The sequence below is a fragment of the Acinetobacter sp. 778_lipA genome, assembly GCF_058242985.1.
The window spans coordinates 704,048-723,842 of sequence record NZ_JBZAYT010000001.1; the positions used below are offsets into that span (position 1 = coordinate 704,048).

Sequence of the window (19,795 nt, forward strand, 5' to 3'; positions counted from 1 at the left end):
ATAGCCGATATGTTATCAGAATGTAGACTTTCAAGGTACCAGTCTTGATGTACTTCCTGATTATAGATTTTTGATCTGTAAAATTATAAAAAATCATTGGGTTAGGTTTCTTTTTGATCTTTTTATATCATTGGTATTTACAATATACTAGGTTTTGTTCGTAATCATTTTATGTATCGATTGAAAAGTAAATGATTGATCGGCGTGTTAGCGCAAGGTTTTTAAAATGTGTGGGATATTGTTCAGATGATCTATTTATTGGTCTGGCACATTTAATTTAAGACGATTCGTTGAAGATATAGGATACTTTTTTAGTGTAGGGCAATTGTTGGCGTTAAACTTGCTTGGATTAGGTAAGCGGGATTTATTGGAACATATGTAAAAATAAAGTTAAAAGTATGTTTGTTTTTTCATCAATTTGTCATAAATTTCATGAAAAATAGCAATACCAAATGATAAATAGTTCAAATTGATCTGAAATATTACAAATATTATTTCAGATTAAAATAAAATATTTTGCTCAAGTTATATTGGTTTTATTGGTTTAAGATACTAATTATAAATAATAAAAATATTAATTTAGTCGCTTATGTAGCGAAACACTGAGGTGAAATAATTATAAATTTCACTTCATATGACCTCTATTTGTCATATAATTGTCACAATTTAATTGAACAATAAGCGCATTCTAATATTCGCTAACTTTCTGCATGAATTCGAATTTACCTCCCGTCACAGATTCTGCACAGTCACCTAAACCCGTTCAATCGACGAATGTGCACGTCCCTACACCGAAATTTTTTATGCCGGTGTTTCTGACGATTATCATTGCTACCTTAATCTACATTGGGGTGCAAGTTAGTGCAGATTTAGCACATGTTCCACCGTTAAGCCTCTACTCAGTGATTCTTTTAGCGACAGCGTTGTTTATCGCTTTGGGTTTTGAGTTTGTAAATGGTTTTCATGATACAGCCAATGCTGTAGCAACCGTGATTTATACCAATGCATTGCCTGCGCCTGTAGCAGTCATGTGGGCAGGCTTTTGTAACTTCCTTGGGGTAATGGTTGCCAGTGGTGCAGTTGCGTATGGAATTATTGCATTGCTTCCTGTTGAACTGATCATGAATGTAGGCAGTGGCGCTGGTTTTGCTATGGTTTTTGCCATGCTAATTGCGGCGATTCTGTGGAATTTAGGCACTTGGTTCTTAGGTATTCCAGCATCAAGCTCTCACACCTTGATTGGCTCAATTTTGGGTGTAGGCATCATGAACTACATTTTGCATGCTTCAACTGGTGCAAGTGGTGTAGACATGGATCAAGTGCTTAAAGTGGGTAAAGCATTACTGTTTTCTCCTTTGATTGGTTTTGCATTTGCAGCAATTGTATTTTTGATTGTTAAAAAAATATTTAAAAAGCAACTTGAGTTGTTCCAACCCCCTGAAGGCAATAAACCACCACCACCATTGATTCGTGCGGTTCTGATTTTCACCTGTACAGGTGTGAGCTTTGCACATGGTTCAAATGATGGTCAAAAAGGTATGGGGTTAATCATGTTGATTTTGATTGGTATTGTGCCTTTGGCTTATTCGTTGAATAGAGGATTAGACCAACAGCATTTACAGTCATTCTCACAATTGTCTGGTCAAACTGCGACGGCAATTTATGCACAGCATGCCGATATTCCAGATGAACAAGCGCGTGTAACCATCACTAAATTTATCCAAACCAAAGAAATGAATCCTGAAGTTGTTCCAGCATTGGCCAGTTTGACTGATCATTTGGGCGAGCGTGTTGGTAAATTTGGTGATCTCAAAGATATTCCAGAAGCTGAAGTATCTTCATTACGTAATGATATGTACTTAAGCACCACGGCTTTTAAACGCTTGGATAAAGCGGATCAACTTCCAAAAATGGATGAAGCTCAAGGCAAAGTGGTAAAAGAGTATCGCAAAAACTTAGATTCTTTCCTCCAATATATTCCAAACTGGGTAAAAGTTGCTGTGGCATTGGCATTGGGTTTAGGAACAATGGTGGGATGGAAACGTATTGTGGTTACTGTGGGCGAGCGTATTGGTAAACATCATATGACCTACGGTCAAGGGATGTCTGCTGAGCTTGTGGCAATGTCGACAATCGCTGCTGCAGATGGCTTTGGTTTACCCGTTTCAACGACTCATGTACTCAACAGTGCGGTTGCAGGAACCATGGTCGCCAATAAAACTGGATTGAATTTTGCAACAGTCAAAACGATTCTTTCTGCATGGATTTTTACCTTACCTGCAACGATTTGTTTATCAGGTGGTTTATTCTGGCTATTTTTAAAAGTATTTTAATTTAAAAGTTAGAGATGGCGATTTTTTAAAAATTGAATGATCGTTATTATCTGAATTTAAAAGAAAAAGAGTGCACTTTGGTGCACTCTTTTTCTTTTGGATAATGGAATTTTAAAATATGAATAACACAATTTCACCATTGAAAAAAACTTATAAAAAAATTAAGGTGTGTTTGTAAATCAAACTTGAGAACAATGAGCATGTATTTAAGAAAATCACTTTGTGCTGCTGTATTACTTGGAATGTCTTTACCTGTATTTGCACAGGGAATCGTATTAAATAATGAAGATCTTCGCACAGATTTGAACTGGTTAAATCAACAAGGTGTGATACAAATCAGTACATCGACTTGGCCGATGAGTGGGGATGAAATTCAACGTGCCTTATCTCAAGCAAAAGTTTTAAACAATACTCAACAAAAAGTTATTGATTCAATTCAAAATGCCTTAAAAGCAGATAATCAAACTGCAAAATTAGGTTTATTTGCCGAAACTGATCAAAAAAATATTCCTCAAGCTTTTGGGGATAGTGCAAAAGCACAATATGTGGGTTCATTAGAATTCAATGCGGGTGGCGAGAATTGGGATGCAAAGCTTCGTGTCAATGGTGAAAAAGATCCGCAAATTGACAATGGTCAAGATGTCAATGTGGAAGGTTCATATATTGCTGGGAAGTTATGGAATCAATGGGTTATTGCGGGTCAAATCCCAACATATTGGGGGCCGGGACATGATGGTAGTTTGATTCGTGGTGATGCCAGCCGTCCTGTGTATGGCTTTACTGTACAGCGTGCTGAACAAAAGGCTTTTGAATCTAAATGGTTGTCTTGGATTGGTCCTTGGCAATATCAAGCATTTGCTGGACAGTTAAATGATTATACGGCTGTACCTGATGCACGTTTAATGGGATTGCGCTTAACTGCTCAACCTTTACCTTATTTGGAAATCGGTGCATCACGCGCTTTCCAAATTGATGGAGAGGGTCAACCAGGAAGTGCAAAAGCTTATTGGAATGCTTTTATTGGAAAAGACAATGAGTGTGCAGATAGCACTTGTACGGGGGTGGGTAATCCATCCAATCAGCTTGCTGGATTTGATGCGCGTTTAAATCTTCAGTCTTTGCTGAATGTTCCTATGAGTTTTTATGGGCAATATATTGGTGAAGATGAAGCGGGTCTATTACCATCTAAAAAAATGTATTTAGCTGGTGCTGACTATTCATCAAGCTTTAAAAATTTACCATATCAGCTTTATGTTGAATGGGCGAATACAGAAACAAATGGTGATCCATTAGGTGTTTCTTATAGTCACCATGTCTATAAAGATGGTTATTACCAACAAGGTTTCCCATTGGGACATGCGATGGGTGGTGATGGAGAAATGATTTCTGTCGGTGGTGATATTCGCTTTGATGTGATGAATCGTTTATCTGGACGAGCAATCTATGCCAAAGTTAACCAATCGGCAGGAGTATTCGGAGATCGTGAAATTAATTTAGCATTCCCAGAAAAAGACAAAATTAAAGCGTTAGATTTAACTTGGACACATTATATTAAACCGACCATGCCATTAAAAATTAATGGTTGGGTCAGTGATTCTGATCTACATGGCAATGATGCAGGTGCTTCTGTAGGAATCGAAATTCCTTTAGATAAAGCATTATTCGGCCATTAAGCCCTGAGTTATCGGCTGTATATATCTAATTTTAAGCATATACAGTTTGATAAGTTGGGACTAAGCTAAAATCGCTTCTTTAAAATTTTTACAAAAGAGGCGATTTTTAGTTTTTGATTGTTGGTTGAATTATTTGATATGCAGATCTTCAATTTTTTAAAGGCTGACTTGACAACGGTGAGCCTTTTTTATGTTTAGGCTTGATCTTTTTCAAGCGTGAGCATTTGACGGTCATTATTAAATGAATTACATCTATTAGGGTCTGTTGACATTTCATAAATGGCTTGCGTTGTAGGTTAAAATTGAGCAGGCAAGGCATGAAACGAAGAGAATAGCGAGACTATTTACGAGTTTCATAACGCAGACTGAGATAATTTTAGCCACAACCCTGAGCAAGAACAAAGCACTGCTTTGTTTCCAGCGCAAGGCGCAGCGGGGGGACTAGAGTGTTTTTTGCTGCTACATCGTTACGAACTATTTATTTAGAATGACTAAATTTCATATTTCGTGCCTTGTATCATCTAAAAATCACTCGTAGTCGCAAACGTAGACGAATTGTCAACAGACCCTAGTTATGTTAATACCTTTTTATATTGGATAAATCCTGTTTTACTCGCAATACGATCATAAAGGTGTTGGGCGCTAATATTGTATTCTTGAGTGAGCCAATAAACACGGTCAAACTTTGTTGCGCAGACCAGATAACAATGCTCAATTAATTGTCGTGCTAAACCTCGATTCCTAAAAGCTTCATCCACAAATAAATCTTGTAGATAACAATAGGGTAAATCTGTCCACATGCTCATATGTGCAATCAAATGTACAAAGCCAACTACTTGACCATTTACTTTGATGGCAAAACCAAACATATCAGCTTGTTCAGGATTTGTGATTCGCTTCCAAGATAATCTTATTTGTTCATCACTGAGTTGTGATTTATAAAATGTTAAATAGCTGCGCCAAAGTGGAAGCCATTGCTCAAAATCAATCTGTTCTAGTGCAATAATTTGTGTGGTCATGCCGATCTCTTGTTGTTGCTTATGATGTTTTTATATATGAATATAAAAAAACAAGCAAAAGGGTTGAGGTGTAAATCACTATAATGAATATAAATTTTAATATGTGTAATAAGTACACGTTTTTGTGAGCTGGTGCTGTCAATGCCTATATCTGAGGAAAGACTTACTCATCTAAAACAGCTTGAAGCTGAGAGTATTCATATCATCCGTGAAGTTGCTGCTGAGTTTGAAAATCCAGTGATGCTTTACTCAATCGGGAAAGACTCAGCTGTCATGCTGCATCTTGCTTTAAAAGCATTTTATCCTGCTAAACTTCCTTTCCCACTGTTGCATGTTGACACAGGCTGGAAATTTAAGGATATGATTAAATTCCGTGACAACATGGCAAAAGAACACGGTTTTGATCTGATCGTGCATCAAAACAAAGAAGGTAAAGATGCAGGCGTAAATCCATTTGATTATGGTAGTTCAAAATATACCGATATTATGAAAACCCAAGGCTTAAAACAGGCTTTGGATAAGTATCAGTTTGATGCTGCATTTGGTGGTGCACGCCGTGATGAAGAAAAGTCACGTGCAAAAGAACGTGTTTATTCTTTTCGTGATTCTAAGCACCGTTGGGATCCTAAAAACCAACGTCCAGAGCTTTGGAATCTTTATAACGGTAAAGTCAATAAAGGCGAGAGTATCCGTGTATTCCCATTGTCAAACTGGACTGAGTTAGACATTTGGCAATATATCTACCAAGAAAGTATTCCTTTGGTGCCTTTGTATTTAGCAGCTGAACGTCCAGTTGTTGAACGTAGTGGTACGTTGATCATGGTGGATGATGAACGTATGCGTTTAAAAGAAGGTGAAGTTCCACAAATGAAATCGGTACGTTTCCGTACTTTGGGCTGTTACCCGTTGACAGGTGCGGTTGAATCAACGGCAACAACACTGCCTGAAATTATCCAAGAAATGCTTTTAGCCACAAGCTCTGAACGTCAAGGTCGTATGATTGACCATGATGAAGCGGGTTCGATGGAAAAGAAAAAGCAAGAAGGCTATTTCTAAGGATTTTTTATATGAATCCCCCCTAATCCCTCTTTATAAAAGAGGAGGGAACTCCAGCAACAAAATGGAGGAAAATCCTCTGCTATCAAAGGAGCTTTTAGGAGGATTTAAAGATATAGCAAGAGATTTCAAAATATTGTGGAGCTTTGAGCAATGTCTCATCAATCAGAATTAATTAGTCAAGATATCTTGGCATATTTAAAACAGCATGAAAATAAAGACCTATTACGTTTTTTGACATGCGGTAATGTGGATGATGGTAAATCAACGTTAATTGGTCGTTTACTTTACGATTCAAAATTGATTTACGAAGATCAATTACAAGCAGTAACCCGTGATTCGAAAAAAGTGGGTACAACAGGTGATGCACCTGACTTGGCCTTGCTTGTCGATGGTTTACAAGCTGAACGTGAGCAAGGTATTACCATTGATGTGGCATACCGTTATTTTTCTACTGAAAAGCGTAAGTTCATTATTGCTGATACACCAGGACATGAACAATATACCCGTAACATGGCCACAGGTGCATCTACCGCAGATCTTGCAATCATCTTGATTGATGCCCGTTATGGTGTACAAACGCAAACTCGTCGTCATACTTTTATTGCGAGCCTATTAGGTATTCGTAATATTGTGGTTGCGATTAACAAAATGGACTTGGTTGAATTCTCTGAAGAACGTTTCAATGAAATTCAAGTTGAGTACAATAATTTTGTCAATCAATTGGGTGAGCGTAAACCTGCCAATATCATCTTCTCGCCAATTTCTGCATTGAATGGCGATAACGTTGTAAATAAATCCGCAAATACGCCGTGGTATCAGGGTAAAACCTTGATGGAAACATTGGAAACTGTTGAAATTACACATGATGTAAGCAAACATGAGTTCCGTTTTCCAGTGCAATATGTGAACCGTCCTAACCTCGATTTTCGCGGTTTCTGCGGTACAATTGCTTTAGGTGAAGTGAAAGTTGGCGATGAAATTGTGGCTTTACCTTCGGGCAAGAAATCAACAGTGAAAGAAATAGTCACTTTTGATGGTAACTTAGCGCATGCTATAGCAGGTCAGGCTGTAACTCTAACGTTAAATGATGAAATTGATATTTCGCGTGGTAATGTCTTGGTCAAAGCAGGTGAGCAACCGCTCATTTCACGTTCTGCTCGTGCGACAGTCGTATGGATGACTGATCAGCCATTAGTGTTGGGCAAACTTTATAATGTGAAGTTTGGTACACAAACCATTCCGGCTAAGGTTGCGAAGATTAACTATCGTACCAATGTCAACACATTGGAAAAAATGCAAGTTGAACAGCTTGATTTAAATGCCATTGCAGATGTAACGATTGAGTTTGATGCACCAGTGGTATTTGACCGTTATCATGACAGTCGTTATACGGGTTCTTTTATCTTCATTGACCGTTTAAGTAATGTGACTGTTGGTGCGGGTATGGTTGAAGCTGCGGTTGAATGGACTGCACACAATGAACCTGTCACTGCTGAAGCACGTGCTGCACGTTTAGGTCAAAAACCTGCTGTGGTTGCTGTATCTGCTCAAGTACTTGAACATTCGCAAGCTCTTGAAAGCTTGCTGATTCAACAAGGTGTTGTTGCGATTGCAAAAGCAGGTTTATCAAGCGATCAAGTTGCATTGCTTCGTCAAACTGGTGTTGTGGTGGTGACGAATGTTGAACAAGGTGCTGATGTAGTATTTGCTCAAGAAGCAGTTGAAGAATTGGCTGAAAAAATTGTGGAATTGGTTCGTCTTTAACAGATTGGATTGATTGAGAGAAACCCACCATAAGGTGGGTTTTTTCATGCAAAAAATTTAATATATATAAGATAATACTAATCAACATTATATAGATTAAAGCATTTTGAATTTTGTGTTATTTAATACTTAGAGCGTGTGTTTTGCTATAAATAAAGGGATTTTTAAATTACTATTCTCAGCAACAGTCGATGAGTACTTTTTGCAACGCTCAGCTAAATTTATTTAAAACTAATGAGCGGCACGGCTGTGTAAGCTGTAAGATAAGAAGAATTAACATTTATGGAATGTGATCAAAACAGACTTACAACAGCACAAGCAATAAAATTTAGTTTTAAATCAAGTTAAGATTTAATAGTAGGTCATGTAATGAAAATATTTTTCCTGATAGGAATGACAAGCGTGTTGACAGCATGTGCTTCAAACCCACCGAAGAAAATACCTGAGCCGACCAAAGAATGCCATAATTATCATGCAATGATGACGGCACCTATGGATCCGATGGCAATGCAACGTTTAAAACAAACTTGTGAAGAGTCCGAACAACAAAAATAATTTAATGATCAATCATGTGCCGATCATTATAAAAAATGCGCTAATTCTATAGGCTTAGCGCATTTAATTTTTATATAGTTGCGAATATTATAGTTAAAAAGCATGTTGCGTTTTTAAAGTCAAATACGCTCGTAAATCTTTTGGATAGTCTTGAATTAGTGCTAAAAACAGCGCTTGATTACCTTGATATAAAGCACGAGTGGCTTCCTCATAATTTGGCATATTGCCTGACATTGCTGACATAAAACGATCAGTTGCCTGTTTTGCCAACATTTTATTGCTTGCTGAATTAGGGTTATTTAACTCTTGGTCAATCAATTTTCGAATCACAGCAGATGCACTAGAACTTTGTTGATCTAACCAATCCCAATGCTTTTGCTGCAAAGTGATTTCACGAGAAATCACCCCTAATTTAGGACGGCCAACTTTTTTAACCGCTTCAGGTTTAGCATAACGTTGTTGAATATCTGCTGTAGATCCGATGGTATTAACATCAATGGCTTGGCCCGTTTGATCATTAAAAATCAACACAGGTGTGGAGGTGTTTTGTTGAGTCTTAATGGTTAATGCTACGTTTAACAAAGAATCAGTGATTAAACGCTCATTGCCAACAAAGGCAGAGTAGGTGTTTTCAGTATTCATTTTAAAACCTTTGAATATTTTTATCAGGGTAAAACTAATTCGTGTTTGAATATTATCAGGGTAAAATTAAATTAGCAAACAAAAAATGATCAATATAGTTTTTTGATGCCTAAAAACGGTAATAAAAAAGCATGTAAATCTTTAAGAATTAAATGCTTAATTGTCAAAAATATAACGATTAAAAGCGATAACCTATTTTTAAATCATAAGTGAGCGCATGGTGATCTGTAATTAACAACATAGTTTGTTTTTTTCATCTTTGTTTTTATGTCTTTATCCGTTTGGTGCCATTTGTATAAATATTTGAAAATTATATTTTTGTAAGGATACCCACGATATTTTGTAGACATTGGTGGTGAAATATTTGCACATGCACTGGTTTATGTTCAAATACAGAAAACATGAAAAGTAATGAATGGAATAGGAAAGAAATTATGTCTACAAATAATATGCAACAGGTCATTATTACAGAACCTGGTGGTATAGAAAAACTGGCTTATGAAACGGTAGAAATTCCTCAACCCAAAGCAGATGAAGTTTTGATCAAAGTCCATGCATTTGGGATTAATCGCCCCGATATTTTACAGCGTCAAGGCTTATATCCTATGCCAAAAGGGGTGACACCTGTTCCTGGTTTGGAAGTTGCTGGAGAAGTGATTGCGGTGGGCGAAGATGTTACTTTATTTACTGTGGGCGATAAAATTTGTGGATTAACCAATGGTGGTGGCTACGCAGAATATTGTGTCGTGCCAGAATCTCAAACCATTCATATTCCTGAAGCTGTAAGTTTTGTTCAAGCTGCAGCAATACCTGAAACTTTCTTTACGGTATGGGCCAATGTTTTTCAAATGGCACATGCCAAAGCAGGTGAAACACTATTGGTACATGGTGGTACAAGTGGTATTGGTACAACCGCATTAATGTTAGCGCAATCATTCGGTTTGAAAAGCTTTGCAACTGTAGGTTCAGATGAGAAAGTTCAAGCTATTCGCAATTTGACTGATGCAATTAATTATAAAACTCAGGACTTTGAACAGGTCATTACTGAAAAGACCCAAAATGAGGGTGTTGATATTATTCTTGACATGGTTGGGGCGCCTTATCTAGATCAAAATCTAAACCTACTCCGTAGAGATGGGCGTTTGGTCTATATCGCATTTTTGGGCGGTGCAAAGGCCAAAGAGGTAAAATTGGGACAGATTATGATGAAACGCCTCACTATTACCGGTTCAACTATGCGTGCACGCACAACTGCTGAAAAAGCTGAAATTGCCAAAGGTTTGATGCAACATGTCGTCCCATTGTGGGCAAAAGGGGAATGTTTACCAATGATTTATAAAACATTTAAGTTTGATCAAATTCAGGCTGCGCATGCATGTATGGATACAGGTGAGCATATTGGTAAAGTTGTGGTGGAAGTGATTTAAGATAAGTTTTCTATTTAACTTTGTGATTAAACTATTTCTCTAAAAGTTGATTCTCATTATTAAAGAATTAGCACTACCTCGTATTAGCTTGAAAAGTTTACATAGTTTTGCGTAGGCGATGGCTCGCTTTTCGTAGGGATTGTCAAACCTTGCGCTGCAAACAAAGCAGTGCTTTGTTTTTGCTCATGTTGAGCGAGGGGTATAGGGCGTACCCCTCGCTCAACCGCGACATCCATGTCGCTAAGCTATCGATACACTATGTATGATTAAATGATGAAAAAATGTTCAATTTATATTTAATTCATTAAATTAATTGATATTCATAGGGTCATTTAAATCTTTTTATAAACCTTTAAGCGATTCTTAAAAATTAAATTTTATTCGAGTGGTTAAAAGCCTGCTAATACGATCTTACCAATGCTTTTACCTGACTCAATCAGTGTATGAGCTTGGGATATATGTTCAACATTGATTTGACCGAGGTTTTGTCCCAAAGTGGTTTTGAGTCTTTGGTCATCAACTAATTTTGAAACTTTATTTAAGATATCACCTTGTCGGCTGAGATCTTTGGTCAGGAATGTAGAGCGAGTAAACATCGATTCCCAATGAACTGAAACAGACTTAACTTTAAACGGGTTAATGATAAAGTTTTCAGGATCATCAATTAAACCAAAATGACCTTGGGGTGCGATCAAATTGGCAATGGCTTGTGTATATCGCCCTGTACCGTTAATTGAAAAAATATAATGAGGTAGCCCAATATTCAAGTCTAGGATTTGCTGTTCTAAAGGTTGGCTATGATCCACAATATAATCTGCGCCAATTTCAGTCAGCCATGCTTTAGATTCAGGGCGGGAAGCTGTAGCAATCACTGTAAATTCAGTCAGTACTTTTAACAATTGAACTGTAATAGAGCCAACACCTCCTGCAGCGCCAATGACTAAAATCACAGGTTTTTCAACTTTGGTGTCTTGGATTTTTAAACGGTCAAATAACATTTCATATGCGGTGAGCGACGTTAAAGGCAACGCTGCGGCTTCTGCATCACTCAATGATTTCGGTTTTAATCCAACGATACGTTCATCAACCAATTGGAATTCAGCATAAGAGCCTTGTCTTTGGTTTGAACCCGCATAAAAAACTTCATCACCCACTTTAAAATTTTGAACATTTTCTCCGATTGCTTTCACAATTCCAACCGCATCATGACCCAAAATTTTCCAAGTATCATTTTCTGGCGAAGTACGCTGTCGCATTTTGATATCGACTGGGTTGATTGAAATGGCTTTAACCTCAATCAGTAAGTCATGACCAGTTGCAACTGGCTGTTCGATTTCGATTTCGGAAAAAACATGGGCTTCTGAAATTGCGAATGGTTTTTTATAAGCAATAGCTTTCATAAGGTTTCACTTTTTATTGGCATATCAAATCAATAGCAAAAAATCCTCAATTAAGAAAGAAAAAAATTGTCAGTTTATGCTTATTGATAAGATTTTATCAAATGATCTTAATTAAGAAATTTGGACAGTAACAAGCGTATACGCAAGATAAACAATTGCCAGTATATGTAAAACGGTAGAGTCAACCAATTTTCATGATTCAAGGTGCGGTTAAATGTTTGTCGTCCCTTTTGATAAGCCGCAGGGTAGCAAAATATATTCAAACCACCTAATTATTTATACAGGCGATTTCTATTAAGTCATAGATCATAAATGATGCTTATGTTTTTATATGAACTATTAGAAACCAATGATTATCGATTCATTTTTTGTACTTTTGAATCCTAGATGATTATCCTAGCGCGGGGCGACAGGGATGTCGCCATTGAGCGGTGGTGTAGGATGTACCCTCGCCCAATATGAGCAAATACAAAGCACTGCTTTGTTTGCAGCGCAAGGTTTGACAATCCCTACGAAAAGCGAGCCCTCGCCTACGCAAAACTATTTAAACATTGATTTAATTAAAAATATTATTTAAGAGCAATTATATTCTTTTGGCTGAGCTTTTGACAGGTTGACTATATGAGTAAAACTGTTGCCAGCACAAGGACAGAGGTTAAGGTTGTTGAGCAAAATAAAAATAGATAAGATATAAGGCAGAATAAAAACTAATACAGGCAAGTAGGGCTAAAACAGCATTAAAATATTATCCTTTATTGTTATTTGATCAGCTAGAGATACATCGCCACAGATTAACATTATCTCTGACTTAATTTTAAAATTGTGCGAAAATAGGATTTCTATTTATTTTTGTTTTAGGACTCCCATGACAGATTCTTCTGCTTCATTAAGTGATATTGAAATTTTAGACATTCTTCAGTCGATGAAATCGGATGAATTGAATGTTGAAGCACAAAAAATCATTCGTGATGGTGGAAAAGCTGGGCGTCAAGAAGCACATAAACAGGCATTGGTTGCTTTACATCAAAGCTTTGAAGACAAATTTGTTGAAGCTGTGACTTTGGCTTTAAATTTAAATGAAGCGCAGGCCAAGAAAATTCGTTATAAGAAAGATCGAATCCGTATTTTAAAAGCAAAAGGTATCGATTATTTAGCTCTTGATGGGGCAGAAACCGCTCAAGTGTTATCACAAGTTGCTCAAGCGATTATTCGTGAAGATGCAATCGTGACGCGTGACCTGCATAATATTTTTCCTTTCTGGAAAGAAGGCTGGCCAATGGTGCAGTTTGATAGCGCTTATAAAATTTTAGAAGATGATATTTCAATTCATTATCAAGCATTGCTTGATGTATTGATTCATGCTTAATTGGATTTGATTCTAAATAAATCATTATTTTAAATAGATGATGAAAATAATCTATTTAAAATGAAAAAAGCCGATATTTATATCGGCTTTTTTCTATTAGTGTAGTGTTGAATAGAGTGGGAATACACCGAGCAGCATGGCTGCAACAAGCATTACCAAACAGGTCAGAATCGCCCATTTAATAGTGAACTTTTGATGCTGTCCAAATTCGATACCAGCCAATCCACATAATAAATATGTTGAAGGAACCAATGGTGAAAGTAAGTGTACAGGTTGGCCGACAATTGAAGCACGCGCCATTTCTACAGGTGTAATACCATAATGACTTGCCGCTTCAGAAAGAATCGGTAACACTCCATAATAGAAAGCATCATTCGACATAAAGAAGGTCAAAGGCATACTAATCACAGCAGTAATGGGCGCTAAAAAAGGACCCATACTTTGTGGAATAATCGCCACCAATTCTTTAGACATCGCATCAACCATGCCTGTCCCTGAAAGAATCCCAGTAAAAATCCCTGCAGCAAAAATAATACCCACAACGTTTAGAGCACTACCTGCATGATGAGCAACTAAAGATTTTTGCATATCGACATCTTTATAGTTGACCACCAATGCAATACAAAGTGCAATCATAAATAAGATCGGTAAAGGCAACACGCCTTTCACCAAACAAATCATAAGGACAACTGTCAATAAACCATTGAACCATCTTAAATGTGCACGATTTGCTTCTGGATTACTTGAAATTTGAATGTCATCACCATGACTGACATCAAGTTCAATAATACCTAAGCGTTTACGTTCCATACGGCCATACATAAAACCGACAAAGTAGAGCCAAAGAATAGCAGCGAGCATTGGTAAAACCATTGGCACAAAGATTTCACTGGCTTCTACATGCAGCGCACTTGCAGCACGTGCCGTTGGTCCACCCCACGGGGTAAGGTTCATGATTCCGCTTGCCAGCATCATTAAACAAGCCATGATCAATGGGCTCATACCTAACTTTTTATAAAGTGGGAGCATTGCTGCTACACAAATCATGTAGGTGGTAGAACCATCGCCATCAAGAGAGACGATGAGTGTCAGGGTAATGGTACCAATAACCACTTTAAGTGGATCACCTTTGACCAGCTTCAAGATAAATTTTACAGAAGGATCAAACAATCCCGTATCAATCATGATGGCAAAATAAAGAATTGCAAAAAGTAGCATTACGCCTGTTGGTGCAAGTTTTTTTACACCATCAAGCATCATTTCACCGAGCTGTTTGATTTCTAAATGCCCAAGGCTGTCGAAATAGAAGCTAAGACCGTAAGCGATTAATGCAAATAAAATTGGAATAAGTGTGAGTGCTGCAAGAGCAGTCATTCGTCTAGACATAATTAAGTACATAAAGCACAAAATCATGCCCAAACCTAATACGGTTAGCATAGTTCGATCCTTGAATGAGACTTGGGTAACAGAAGTCTTTTAATTTTTTAAGCAGAAGCATGCTAATAGTTATTGGATTAAATTAAAATATCCTTGTAGAAATACTGAATTCAGTACTATTTTTTAAATAAATAGAGTATTCAAAACAGATATTTAAAAATGAATATTATAATTGCACCAAAATGGTTATAAAATTTAAGATATTGATTTATATGTTTATTATATTTTATGATTTTAAAAACTGTATTCATGTTAATTTTCATATTTTTAAAATTTATAAATCAAAAGGCTATAATCTAATCAATAGCGTTCTGGATCTTGCAATATTAAAGCGCCACTTTTCATAAAAAAAGCTTAGCAAGGTGATTGCTAAGCTTTAAATGAGCTAAAGAAGCTTATTGCTAAGCTTTAAATGAGCTAAAGAAGCTTATTGTGAAGAGTCTTCTGATGTCGAGGGTTCTGCTTTTTCAAGTAAGCGTGTGACAAGTAGCTGGTCAATTTTAAAATGATCAACATCGACCACTTCAAATTTATAACCACCAAAAATCACGGTGTCAGCTGGTTTAGGAATTTTTCTTAACTGATACATCATAAAGCCTGCCAGTGTCTCGTAGTTCTCTTCATCTGGCATCTCATCAATTGCTAAAGCATGCTTCATGTCTTCAATTGGTGTACTACCATCAATTAACCATGAGTTGTTATCACGTTTAATAATTTGTAGTTCTTCATCCATTGGTGTAACCCAGTCACCCATCACAGTGATCATGATATCTGACAGGGTAATAACGCCAACGACAAGGGCATATTCATTAAATACGACTGCAAATTTTTCTTTGCTAGATCTGAAGCGATCAAGGACTTCAGATAGTGTTAATGTGTCAGGAATGGTCAATACTGTACGAATAGTTGACTCATGTAACTGATTAATTTTCTGGTTATTGAGAATACGAACTAGAATATCTTTGGCATCGACATAACCAATCACTTGGTCAATGGTTTCGTTGCAAACAAGGAACTTAGAATAAGGGTATTCAGCTAGCTTTTGGCGAATACTTTCTTCTGGTTCTTTTAAAGTAAAAAACACTACGTTTTCACGTGGGGTCATACTGGATGGAACATTACGTTCTTCAAGTTCAAATACATTTTCAATAAAGTGATGTTCTTGCTTTTGTAAAACACCCGCTTGTGCACCTGCATCCATCACCGCTGAAATATCATCAAAGGTAATATTGTCTTCACGCGTTGTATTGACTTTAAACAAGCGGAATAACAAGTTAGCAACAGCATTGATAAACCAAGCTAATGGTTTACATACCACGATAAAGATCTGGATGGGATTGATGACTGAAACTGCAATTTTTTCGGGTGCAATCATCGCCATACGTTTTGGCATTAAATCGGCAAAAAGAATAAAAAGTGAGGTGACTAAAGTAAATGAGAGGACAAAACTGATGGTTTCAGTCCAATTTCCGACATAGAAACGAGAAACAAATTCAAGAAAATAAGGGCGAAATGCACCTTCACCTAAAATACCGCCAAGAATAGCAACAGCATTTAAACCGATTTGGGATGCGGCAAAGAAATCGGCAGAGTTTTGCTGTAAGTCTAGGACTTTTTGTGCTCGCTCATCGCCAGATTCGGCAAGAATTTTGAGTTTAACTTTACGCGCACCCGCAAGTGCGATTTCAGTTAAAGATAAAAAACCAGCTCCTGCGATGAGGACAGCGATGATTAGGATATTCTGGAACAGGCTCACGAATCCACCTATGGATCATCATTATTATGAGATATTTTTAACACATAAAAGGGGGTGGTAGTGAGTAACACACTACCGATCTAGAATTAGTATAAGCTTGAAATGATAAGAATTTAACAAAATTCCTATTAATATTGAGAAAAATGCGAATTATTTTGCATAAATTCACGATTTTCTTCTTCAATCATTTGACGTGCAACATAAAGAATCAATTGGCGTAACCAACGATGTGCAGGATGATGATGAAGTAAAGGACACCATGCCATTTTTAATTCAAATTCAGGAATATAAAATGGCGGATCTTTAATGAGTAAATTTTGGCTTTTGGCTTGTAAACGTGCGATACGGGTTGGTAAGGTCGCAATTAAATCGACATTTGAAGCCAATAATGCAGGCATTTGATAATGACGCGTAAAGACTGAAATTTTACGCTTTTGACCAATCCGCTCTAAAGCTTGATCAATCCAACCTAATCCTGCTTGTTTTTCAGGATTCACACCAAAACCAACACCCATCCCTGTTTTTGATACCCAGATATGTTGTGCATCTAAATAACTTTTAAGATTTAAAGTACTTGAAGCTGGATGTTTGTTATTGAGTAGACAAGAGAAACTGTCACGCCACACTAAAACTTGGTGAAAACTTTGTGGAATTTCATTAAACCGGTTGATGGCTAAATCAACTTTTCCTTGTTCCATGTCACGATATGACACGTCACTTGGTGTTAAAAAGTCGAGAACAACATTCGGTGCTTCAGAGCGCAAGGCTTTGACTAGACGAGGAACAAGTGTTGCTTCGGCATAATCAGAGGTCATAATACGGAATACACGGTTTGACGTATAAGGTCGGAACTCAGTACGAGGTTCCAAAATCATGGATAAATCAGACAGTGCGTCACGGATGCGGGGTTGTAATTCTAAAGCACGTTCTGTTGGTGTCATACCTTCAGAAGAACGAATTAAAAGAGGGTCATTAAATAAATTACGAAGACGACGTAAAATATTACTCATTGCGGGTTGGGTAACGCCAAGCTGTTCAGCAGCACGAGTCACATTTTTTTCACGTAAAAGAACGTCAAGGTAAATTAAGAGGTTGAGATCGACCCGCTCCAGATTCATAAAAAAAATACCGAAAATAAAATTTAGAAATCACAGAGGATTATGCCATAAGGAAATGCTTTTGTGTAAAAAGTAGATAAAAAAACAGCAGACGATTTATTGTTGTAGAGGAATCAAGAATTGTTGTCTTAGTTTTAAATTGAGATGCATGTTTGAATAAATCCTCATTTTGCTATTATATGTGAAGATAAGCAGATTTTTAAGCAACAACATTGTTTATCAATCGATGAATCACCCAATTATGCTTTGTCCGATTCTTGATCATTCAGGGTGTTTTTATATTAAAAAAATGCAGTTTTGGTTTTTTTGTTACAAGCTCAGACTTAAGTCTAATAGAGATAAAATTATCAAATTGACTGATATTTAAGCAATGTATAGGTAGTTGTTAATTATTAAAAATTATATAAATTAATTGTTTATCGATTTTTGGTTTAATTATAATATGACTTTGATCTACATATTTTTTAAATAAATACTGAAAATTAACTCAGAATATTGGATTAATTTGAGGACTCAATCTAAGCTAAGACCATAACAACGAAGTGTTCTAAATCTGAACAAACAAATACCGAGTGGATTTAGCTCTTCGATTGATGAAATCCTAATATTATTACAGGAACATATCATGACTACATACCAAACAGCGATTGATGCAATCCGTGAATTAAAAGCAAAATTCGGAAGCACATGGCGCGATATTAGCCCAGAAGATGCTGCGCGTATGCAACTGCAAAACCAATTTAAAACTGGTTTAGATATCGCTAAATATACAGCTGCGATCATGCGTCGTGATATGGCTGAATATGATGCTGATTCTAGTAAATACACTCAATCTTTAGGTTGCTGGCATGGTTTCATTGCGCAACAAAAAATGATTGCAAACAAAAAATATTTCGGTACTACAAGTAAACGTTATATCTACCTTTCTGGTTGGATGGTTGCTGCACTTCGTTCAGAATTTGGTCCACTTCCTGACCAATCTATGCACGAAAAAACTTCTGTACCTGCTCTAATCGCTGAAATCTATACATTCTTACGTCAAGCTGATGCGAAAGAACTTAATGATTTATTCCGTGCGCTTAAAAAAGCAAACGAAGCTGGTGATACAGCTAAAGCTGCTGAAATCACTGCACAAATCGATGGTTTCCAAACTCACGTTGTGCCAATTATTGCGGACATCGATGCAGGTTTCGGTAACGAAGAAGCAACTTATTTACTTGCGCGTAAAATGATTGAAGCCGGTGCATGTGCACTTCAAATCGAAAACCAAGTATCTGATGCTAAACAATGTGGTCACCAAGCTGGTAAAGTAACAGTTCCACATGAAGACTTTATCTCTAAAATCCATGCATTACGTTATGCATTCTTAGAAATGGGTCTTGATGACGGTATTATCGTTGCGCGTACTGACTCTGAAGGCGCTGACTTGACTCAAAAAATCCCAGTGGTTAAAGAGCCAGGTGATATTGCTTCTCAATATATTAGCTACTTAGATACAACTGAAATTGACATTGCAGATGCTCAAGAAGATGAAATCTTGATTAAACGTGATGGTAAATTACACCGTCCTAAGCGTTTAGCTTCAGGCCTATATCAGTTCCGTGAAGGTACTCAAATTGACCGTGTTGTACTTGACTGTGTGTCTAGCTTACAAAACGGTGCAGATCTTCTTTGGATCGAGACTGCGACTCCAAACGTTGAAGAAATTGCACACATGGTTAACCGTGTACGTGAAACAGTTCCAAATGCGAAGCTTGTTTATAACAACAGCCCATCATTCAACTGGACTTTAAACTTCCGTCAACAAGCTTACGATCGTTGGGTTGCTGAAGGTAAAGATGTTTCTGCTTACGACCGTGCTAAATTAATGAGCGCTGAGTACGATGCTTCTGAATTGGCTGCTGATGCTGACTCGAAAATCCGTACATTCCAAGCAGATGCTTCTCGTGAAGCGGGTGTATTCCATCACTTGATTACACTTCCGACTTACCATACTGCTGCGCTTTCTACTCATGAGCTTGCACAAGGTTACTTCGGTACTGAAGGTATGTTGGCTTATGTTGCTGGTGTACAACGTAAAGAAATCCGTGGTGGTATCGCTTGTGTTAAACACCAAGCGATGGCGGGTTCTGACATCGGTGATGATCACAAAGAAATCTTCTCTGGTGACAATGCACTTAAAGCGCATGACGATGCTAAAAACACAATGAACCAATTTGCTGCTCACTAAGCATTGACTTGATTCA

General features: G+C 37.1%; 15 protein-coding genes. 9 read left to right on the forward strand and 6 right to left on the reverse strand.

The annotated features are described in order from the left end of the window. The first annotated feature begins 710 nt into the window (after positions 1-710). Both AC4CUY_RS03310 and AC4CUY_RS03315 read left to right on the forward strand, forming a co-directional pair. On the forward strand, positions 711-2,333 hold the full coding sequence (locus AC4CUY_RS03310) for an inorganic phosphate transporter (RefSeq protein WP_336952934.1): 1,623 nt from the start codon (positions 711-713) through the stop codon (positions 2,331-2,333). A 200-nt stretch (positions 2,334-2,533) separates the two neighbouring features. Next, on the forward strand, positions 2,534-4,006 hold the full coding sequence (locus tag AC4CUY_RS03315; protein WP_490774655.1) for a capsule assembly Wzi family protein: 1,473 nt from the start codon (positions 2,534-2,536) through the stop codon (positions 4,004-4,006). 572 nt (positions 4,007-4,578) lie between these two features. Here the strand turns inward: AC4CUY_RS03315 and AC4CUY_RS03320 are convergent. Then, on the reverse strand, positions 4,579-5,025 hold the full coding sequence (locus AC4CUY_RS03320; protein WP_483770253.1) for a GNAT family N-acetyltransferase: 447 nt from the start codon (positions 5,023-5,025) through the stop codon (positions 4,579-4,581). A 147-nt stretch (positions 5,026-5,172) separates the two neighbouring features. On the opposite strand from AC4CUY_RS03320, the gene cysD reads away from it, so the two are divergent. From cysD to AC4CUY_RS03335, 3 genes are all read left to right on the forward strand, one after another. Further along, the gene (gene cysD, locus AC4CUY_RS03325) at positions 5,173-6,081 is read left to right on the forward strand and encodes a sulfate adenylyltransferase subunit CysD (RefSeq protein WP_026040334.1); all 909 of its coding nucleotides are present in this window, start codon (positions 5,173-5,175) and stop codon (positions 6,079-6,081) included. Between the two features lie 153 nt (positions 6,082-6,234). Beyond that, positions 6,235-7,848, forward strand: a complete 1,614-nt coding sequence (cysN, locus tag AC4CUY_RS03330; protein WP_419359196.1) for a sulfate adenylyltransferase subunit CysN — start codon at positions 6,235-6,237, stop codon at positions 7,846-7,848. A 402-nt stretch (positions 7,849-8,250) separates the two neighbouring features. Continuing rightward, on the forward strand, positions 8,251-8,403 hold the full coding sequence (locus AC4CUY_RS03335) for a hypothetical protein (RefSeq protein WP_419327635.1): 153 nt from the start codon (positions 8,251-8,253) through the stop codon (positions 8,401-8,403). A 93-nt stretch (positions 8,404-8,496) separates the two neighbouring features. On the opposite strand, the gene AC4CUY_RS03340 is transcribed toward AC4CUY_RS03335, so the two are convergent. Then, on the reverse strand, positions 8,497-9,045 hold the full coding sequence (locus AC4CUY_RS03340; RefSeq protein WP_336952928.1) for a DUF2239 family protein: 549 nt from the start codon (positions 9,043-9,045) through the stop codon (positions 8,497-8,499). 434 nt (positions 9,046-9,479) lie between these two features. On the opposite strand from AC4CUY_RS03340, the gene AC4CUY_RS03345 reads away from it, so the two are divergent. Continuing rightward, positions 9,480-10,472, forward strand: coding sequence for an NAD(P)H-quinone oxidoreductase (locus tag AC4CUY_RS03345; protein WP_336952927.1), 993 nt, complete (start codon positions 9,480-9,482; stop codon positions 10,470-10,472). A gap of 389 nt (positions 10,473-10,861) precedes the next feature. Here the strand turns inward: AC4CUY_RS03345 and AC4CUY_RS03350 are convergent, their stop codons facing one another. Further along, on the reverse strand, positions 10,862-11,872 hold the full coding sequence (locus AC4CUY_RS03350; RefSeq protein WP_419327564.1) for a zinc-binding alcohol dehydrogenase family protein: 1,011 nt from the start codon (positions 11,870-11,872) through the stop codon (positions 10,862-10,864). Between the two features lie 415 nt (positions 11,873-12,287). Here AC4CUY_RS03350 and AC4CUY_RS03355 point away from each other — a divergent pair, with 415 nt between their 5' ends. Both AC4CUY_RS03355 and AC4CUY_RS03360 read left to right on the forward strand, forming a co-directional pair. Next, positions 12,288-12,449 (forward strand): hypothetical protein, encoded by a 162-nt coding sequence (locus AC4CUY_RS03355; protein ID WP_419819568.1) that lies wholly within the window; start codon positions 12,288-12,290, stop codon positions 12,447-12,449. Positions 12,450-12,737: 288 nt separating this feature from the next. Next, complete coding sequence (locus AC4CUY_RS03360; RefSeq protein ID WP_336952925.1) at positions 12,738-13,238, forward strand: hypothetical protein; 501 nt, start codon at positions 12,738-12,740, stop codon at positions 13,236-13,238. A gap of 96 nt (positions 13,239-13,334) precedes the next feature. Here AC4CUY_RS03360 and AC4CUY_RS03365 read toward each other — a convergent pair whose 3' ends face one another. The 3 genes from AC4CUY_RS03365 to AC4CUY_RS03375 all read right to left on the reverse strand — a co-directional run bounded on the left by AC4CUY_RS03365 (position 13,335) and on the right by AC4CUY_RS03375 (position 17,549). Beyond that, entirely contained in the window at positions 13,335-14,675 is a 1,341-nt protein-coding gene (locus AC4CUY_RS03365; RefSeq protein WP_004722773.1) for a CitMHS family transporter, read from the reverse strand. A 427-nt stretch (positions 14,676-15,102) separates the two neighbouring features. Continuing rightward, positions 15,103-16,431: a polyamine export protein PaeA gene (gene paeA, locus AC4CUY_RS03370; RefSeq protein ID WP_336952922.1), complete on the reverse strand. Its 1,329-nt coding sequence runs from the start codon at positions 16,429-16,431 to the stop codon at positions 15,103-15,105. Between the two features lie 128 nt (positions 16,432-16,559). Next, positions 16,560-17,549, reverse strand: a complete 990-nt coding sequence (locus tag AC4CUY_RS03375) for a LysR family transcriptional regulator (protein ID WP_336952920.1) — start codon at positions 17,547-17,549, stop codon at positions 16,560-16,562. Positions 17,550-18,174: 625 nt separating this feature from the next. Here AC4CUY_RS03375 and AC4CUY_RS03380 point away from each other — a divergent pair. Beyond that, positions 18,175-19,779 (forward strand): isocitrate lyase, encoded by a 1,605-nt coding sequence (locus tag AC4CUY_RS03380; protein ID WP_056514634.1) that lies wholly within the window; start codon positions 18,175-18,177, stop codon positions 19,777-19,779. Positions 19,780-19,795 lie beyond the last annotated feature (16 nt).

Excerpts from the sequence above, each read along its gene's own strand:
- AC4CUY_RS03320 (WP_483770253.1), bottom strand. The coding sequence starts at position 5,025 with ATGACCACACAAATTATTGCACTAGAACAGATTGATTTTGAGCAATGG.
- AC4CUY_RS03360 (WP_336952925.1), top strand. The coding sequence starts at position 12,738 with ATGACAGATTCTTCTGCTTCATTAAGTGATATTGAAATTTTAGACATT.
- cysN (WP_419359196.1), top strand. The coding sequence starts at position 6,235 with ATGTCTCATCAATCAGAATTAATTAGTCAAGATATCTTGGCATATTTA.
- AC4CUY_RS03310 (WP_336952934.1), top strand. The coding sequence starts at position 711 with ATGAATTCGAATTTACCTCCCGTCACAGATTCTGCACAGTCACCTAAA.
- AC4CUY_RS03345 (WP_336952927.1), top strand. The coding sequence starts at position 9,480 with ATGTCTACAAATAATATGCAACAGGTCATTATTACAGAACCTGGTGGT.
- AC4CUY_RS03340 (WP_336952928.1), bottom strand. The coding sequence starts at position 9,045 with ATGAATACTGAAAACACCTACTCTGCCTTTGTTGGCAATGAGCGTTTA.
- AC4CUY_RS03380 (WP_056514634.1), top strand. The coding sequence starts at position 18,175 with ATGACTACATACCAAACAGCGATTGATGCAATCCGTGAATTAAAAGCA.
- AC4CUY_RS03350 (WP_419327564.1), bottom strand. The coding sequence starts at position 11,872 with ATGAAAGCTATTGCTTATAAAAAACCATTCGCAATTTCAGAAGCCCAT.
- AC4CUY_RS03315 (WP_490774655.1), top strand. The coding sequence starts at position 2,534 with ATGTATTTAAGAAAATCACTTTGTGCTGCTGTATTACTTGGAATGTCT.
- AC4CUY_RS03355 (WP_419819568.1), top strand. The coding sequence starts at position 12,288 with ATGTCGCCATTGAGCGGTGGTGTAGGATGTACCCTCGCCCAATATGAG.
- AC4CUY_RS03375 (WP_336952920.1), bottom strand. The coding sequence starts at position 17,549 with ATGAATCTGGAGCGGGTCGATCTCAACCTCTTAATTTACCTTGACGTT.
- AC4CUY_RS03365 (WP_004722773.1), bottom strand. The coding sequence starts at position 14,675 with ATGCTAACCGTATTAGGTTTGGGCATGATTTTGTGCTTTATGTACTTA.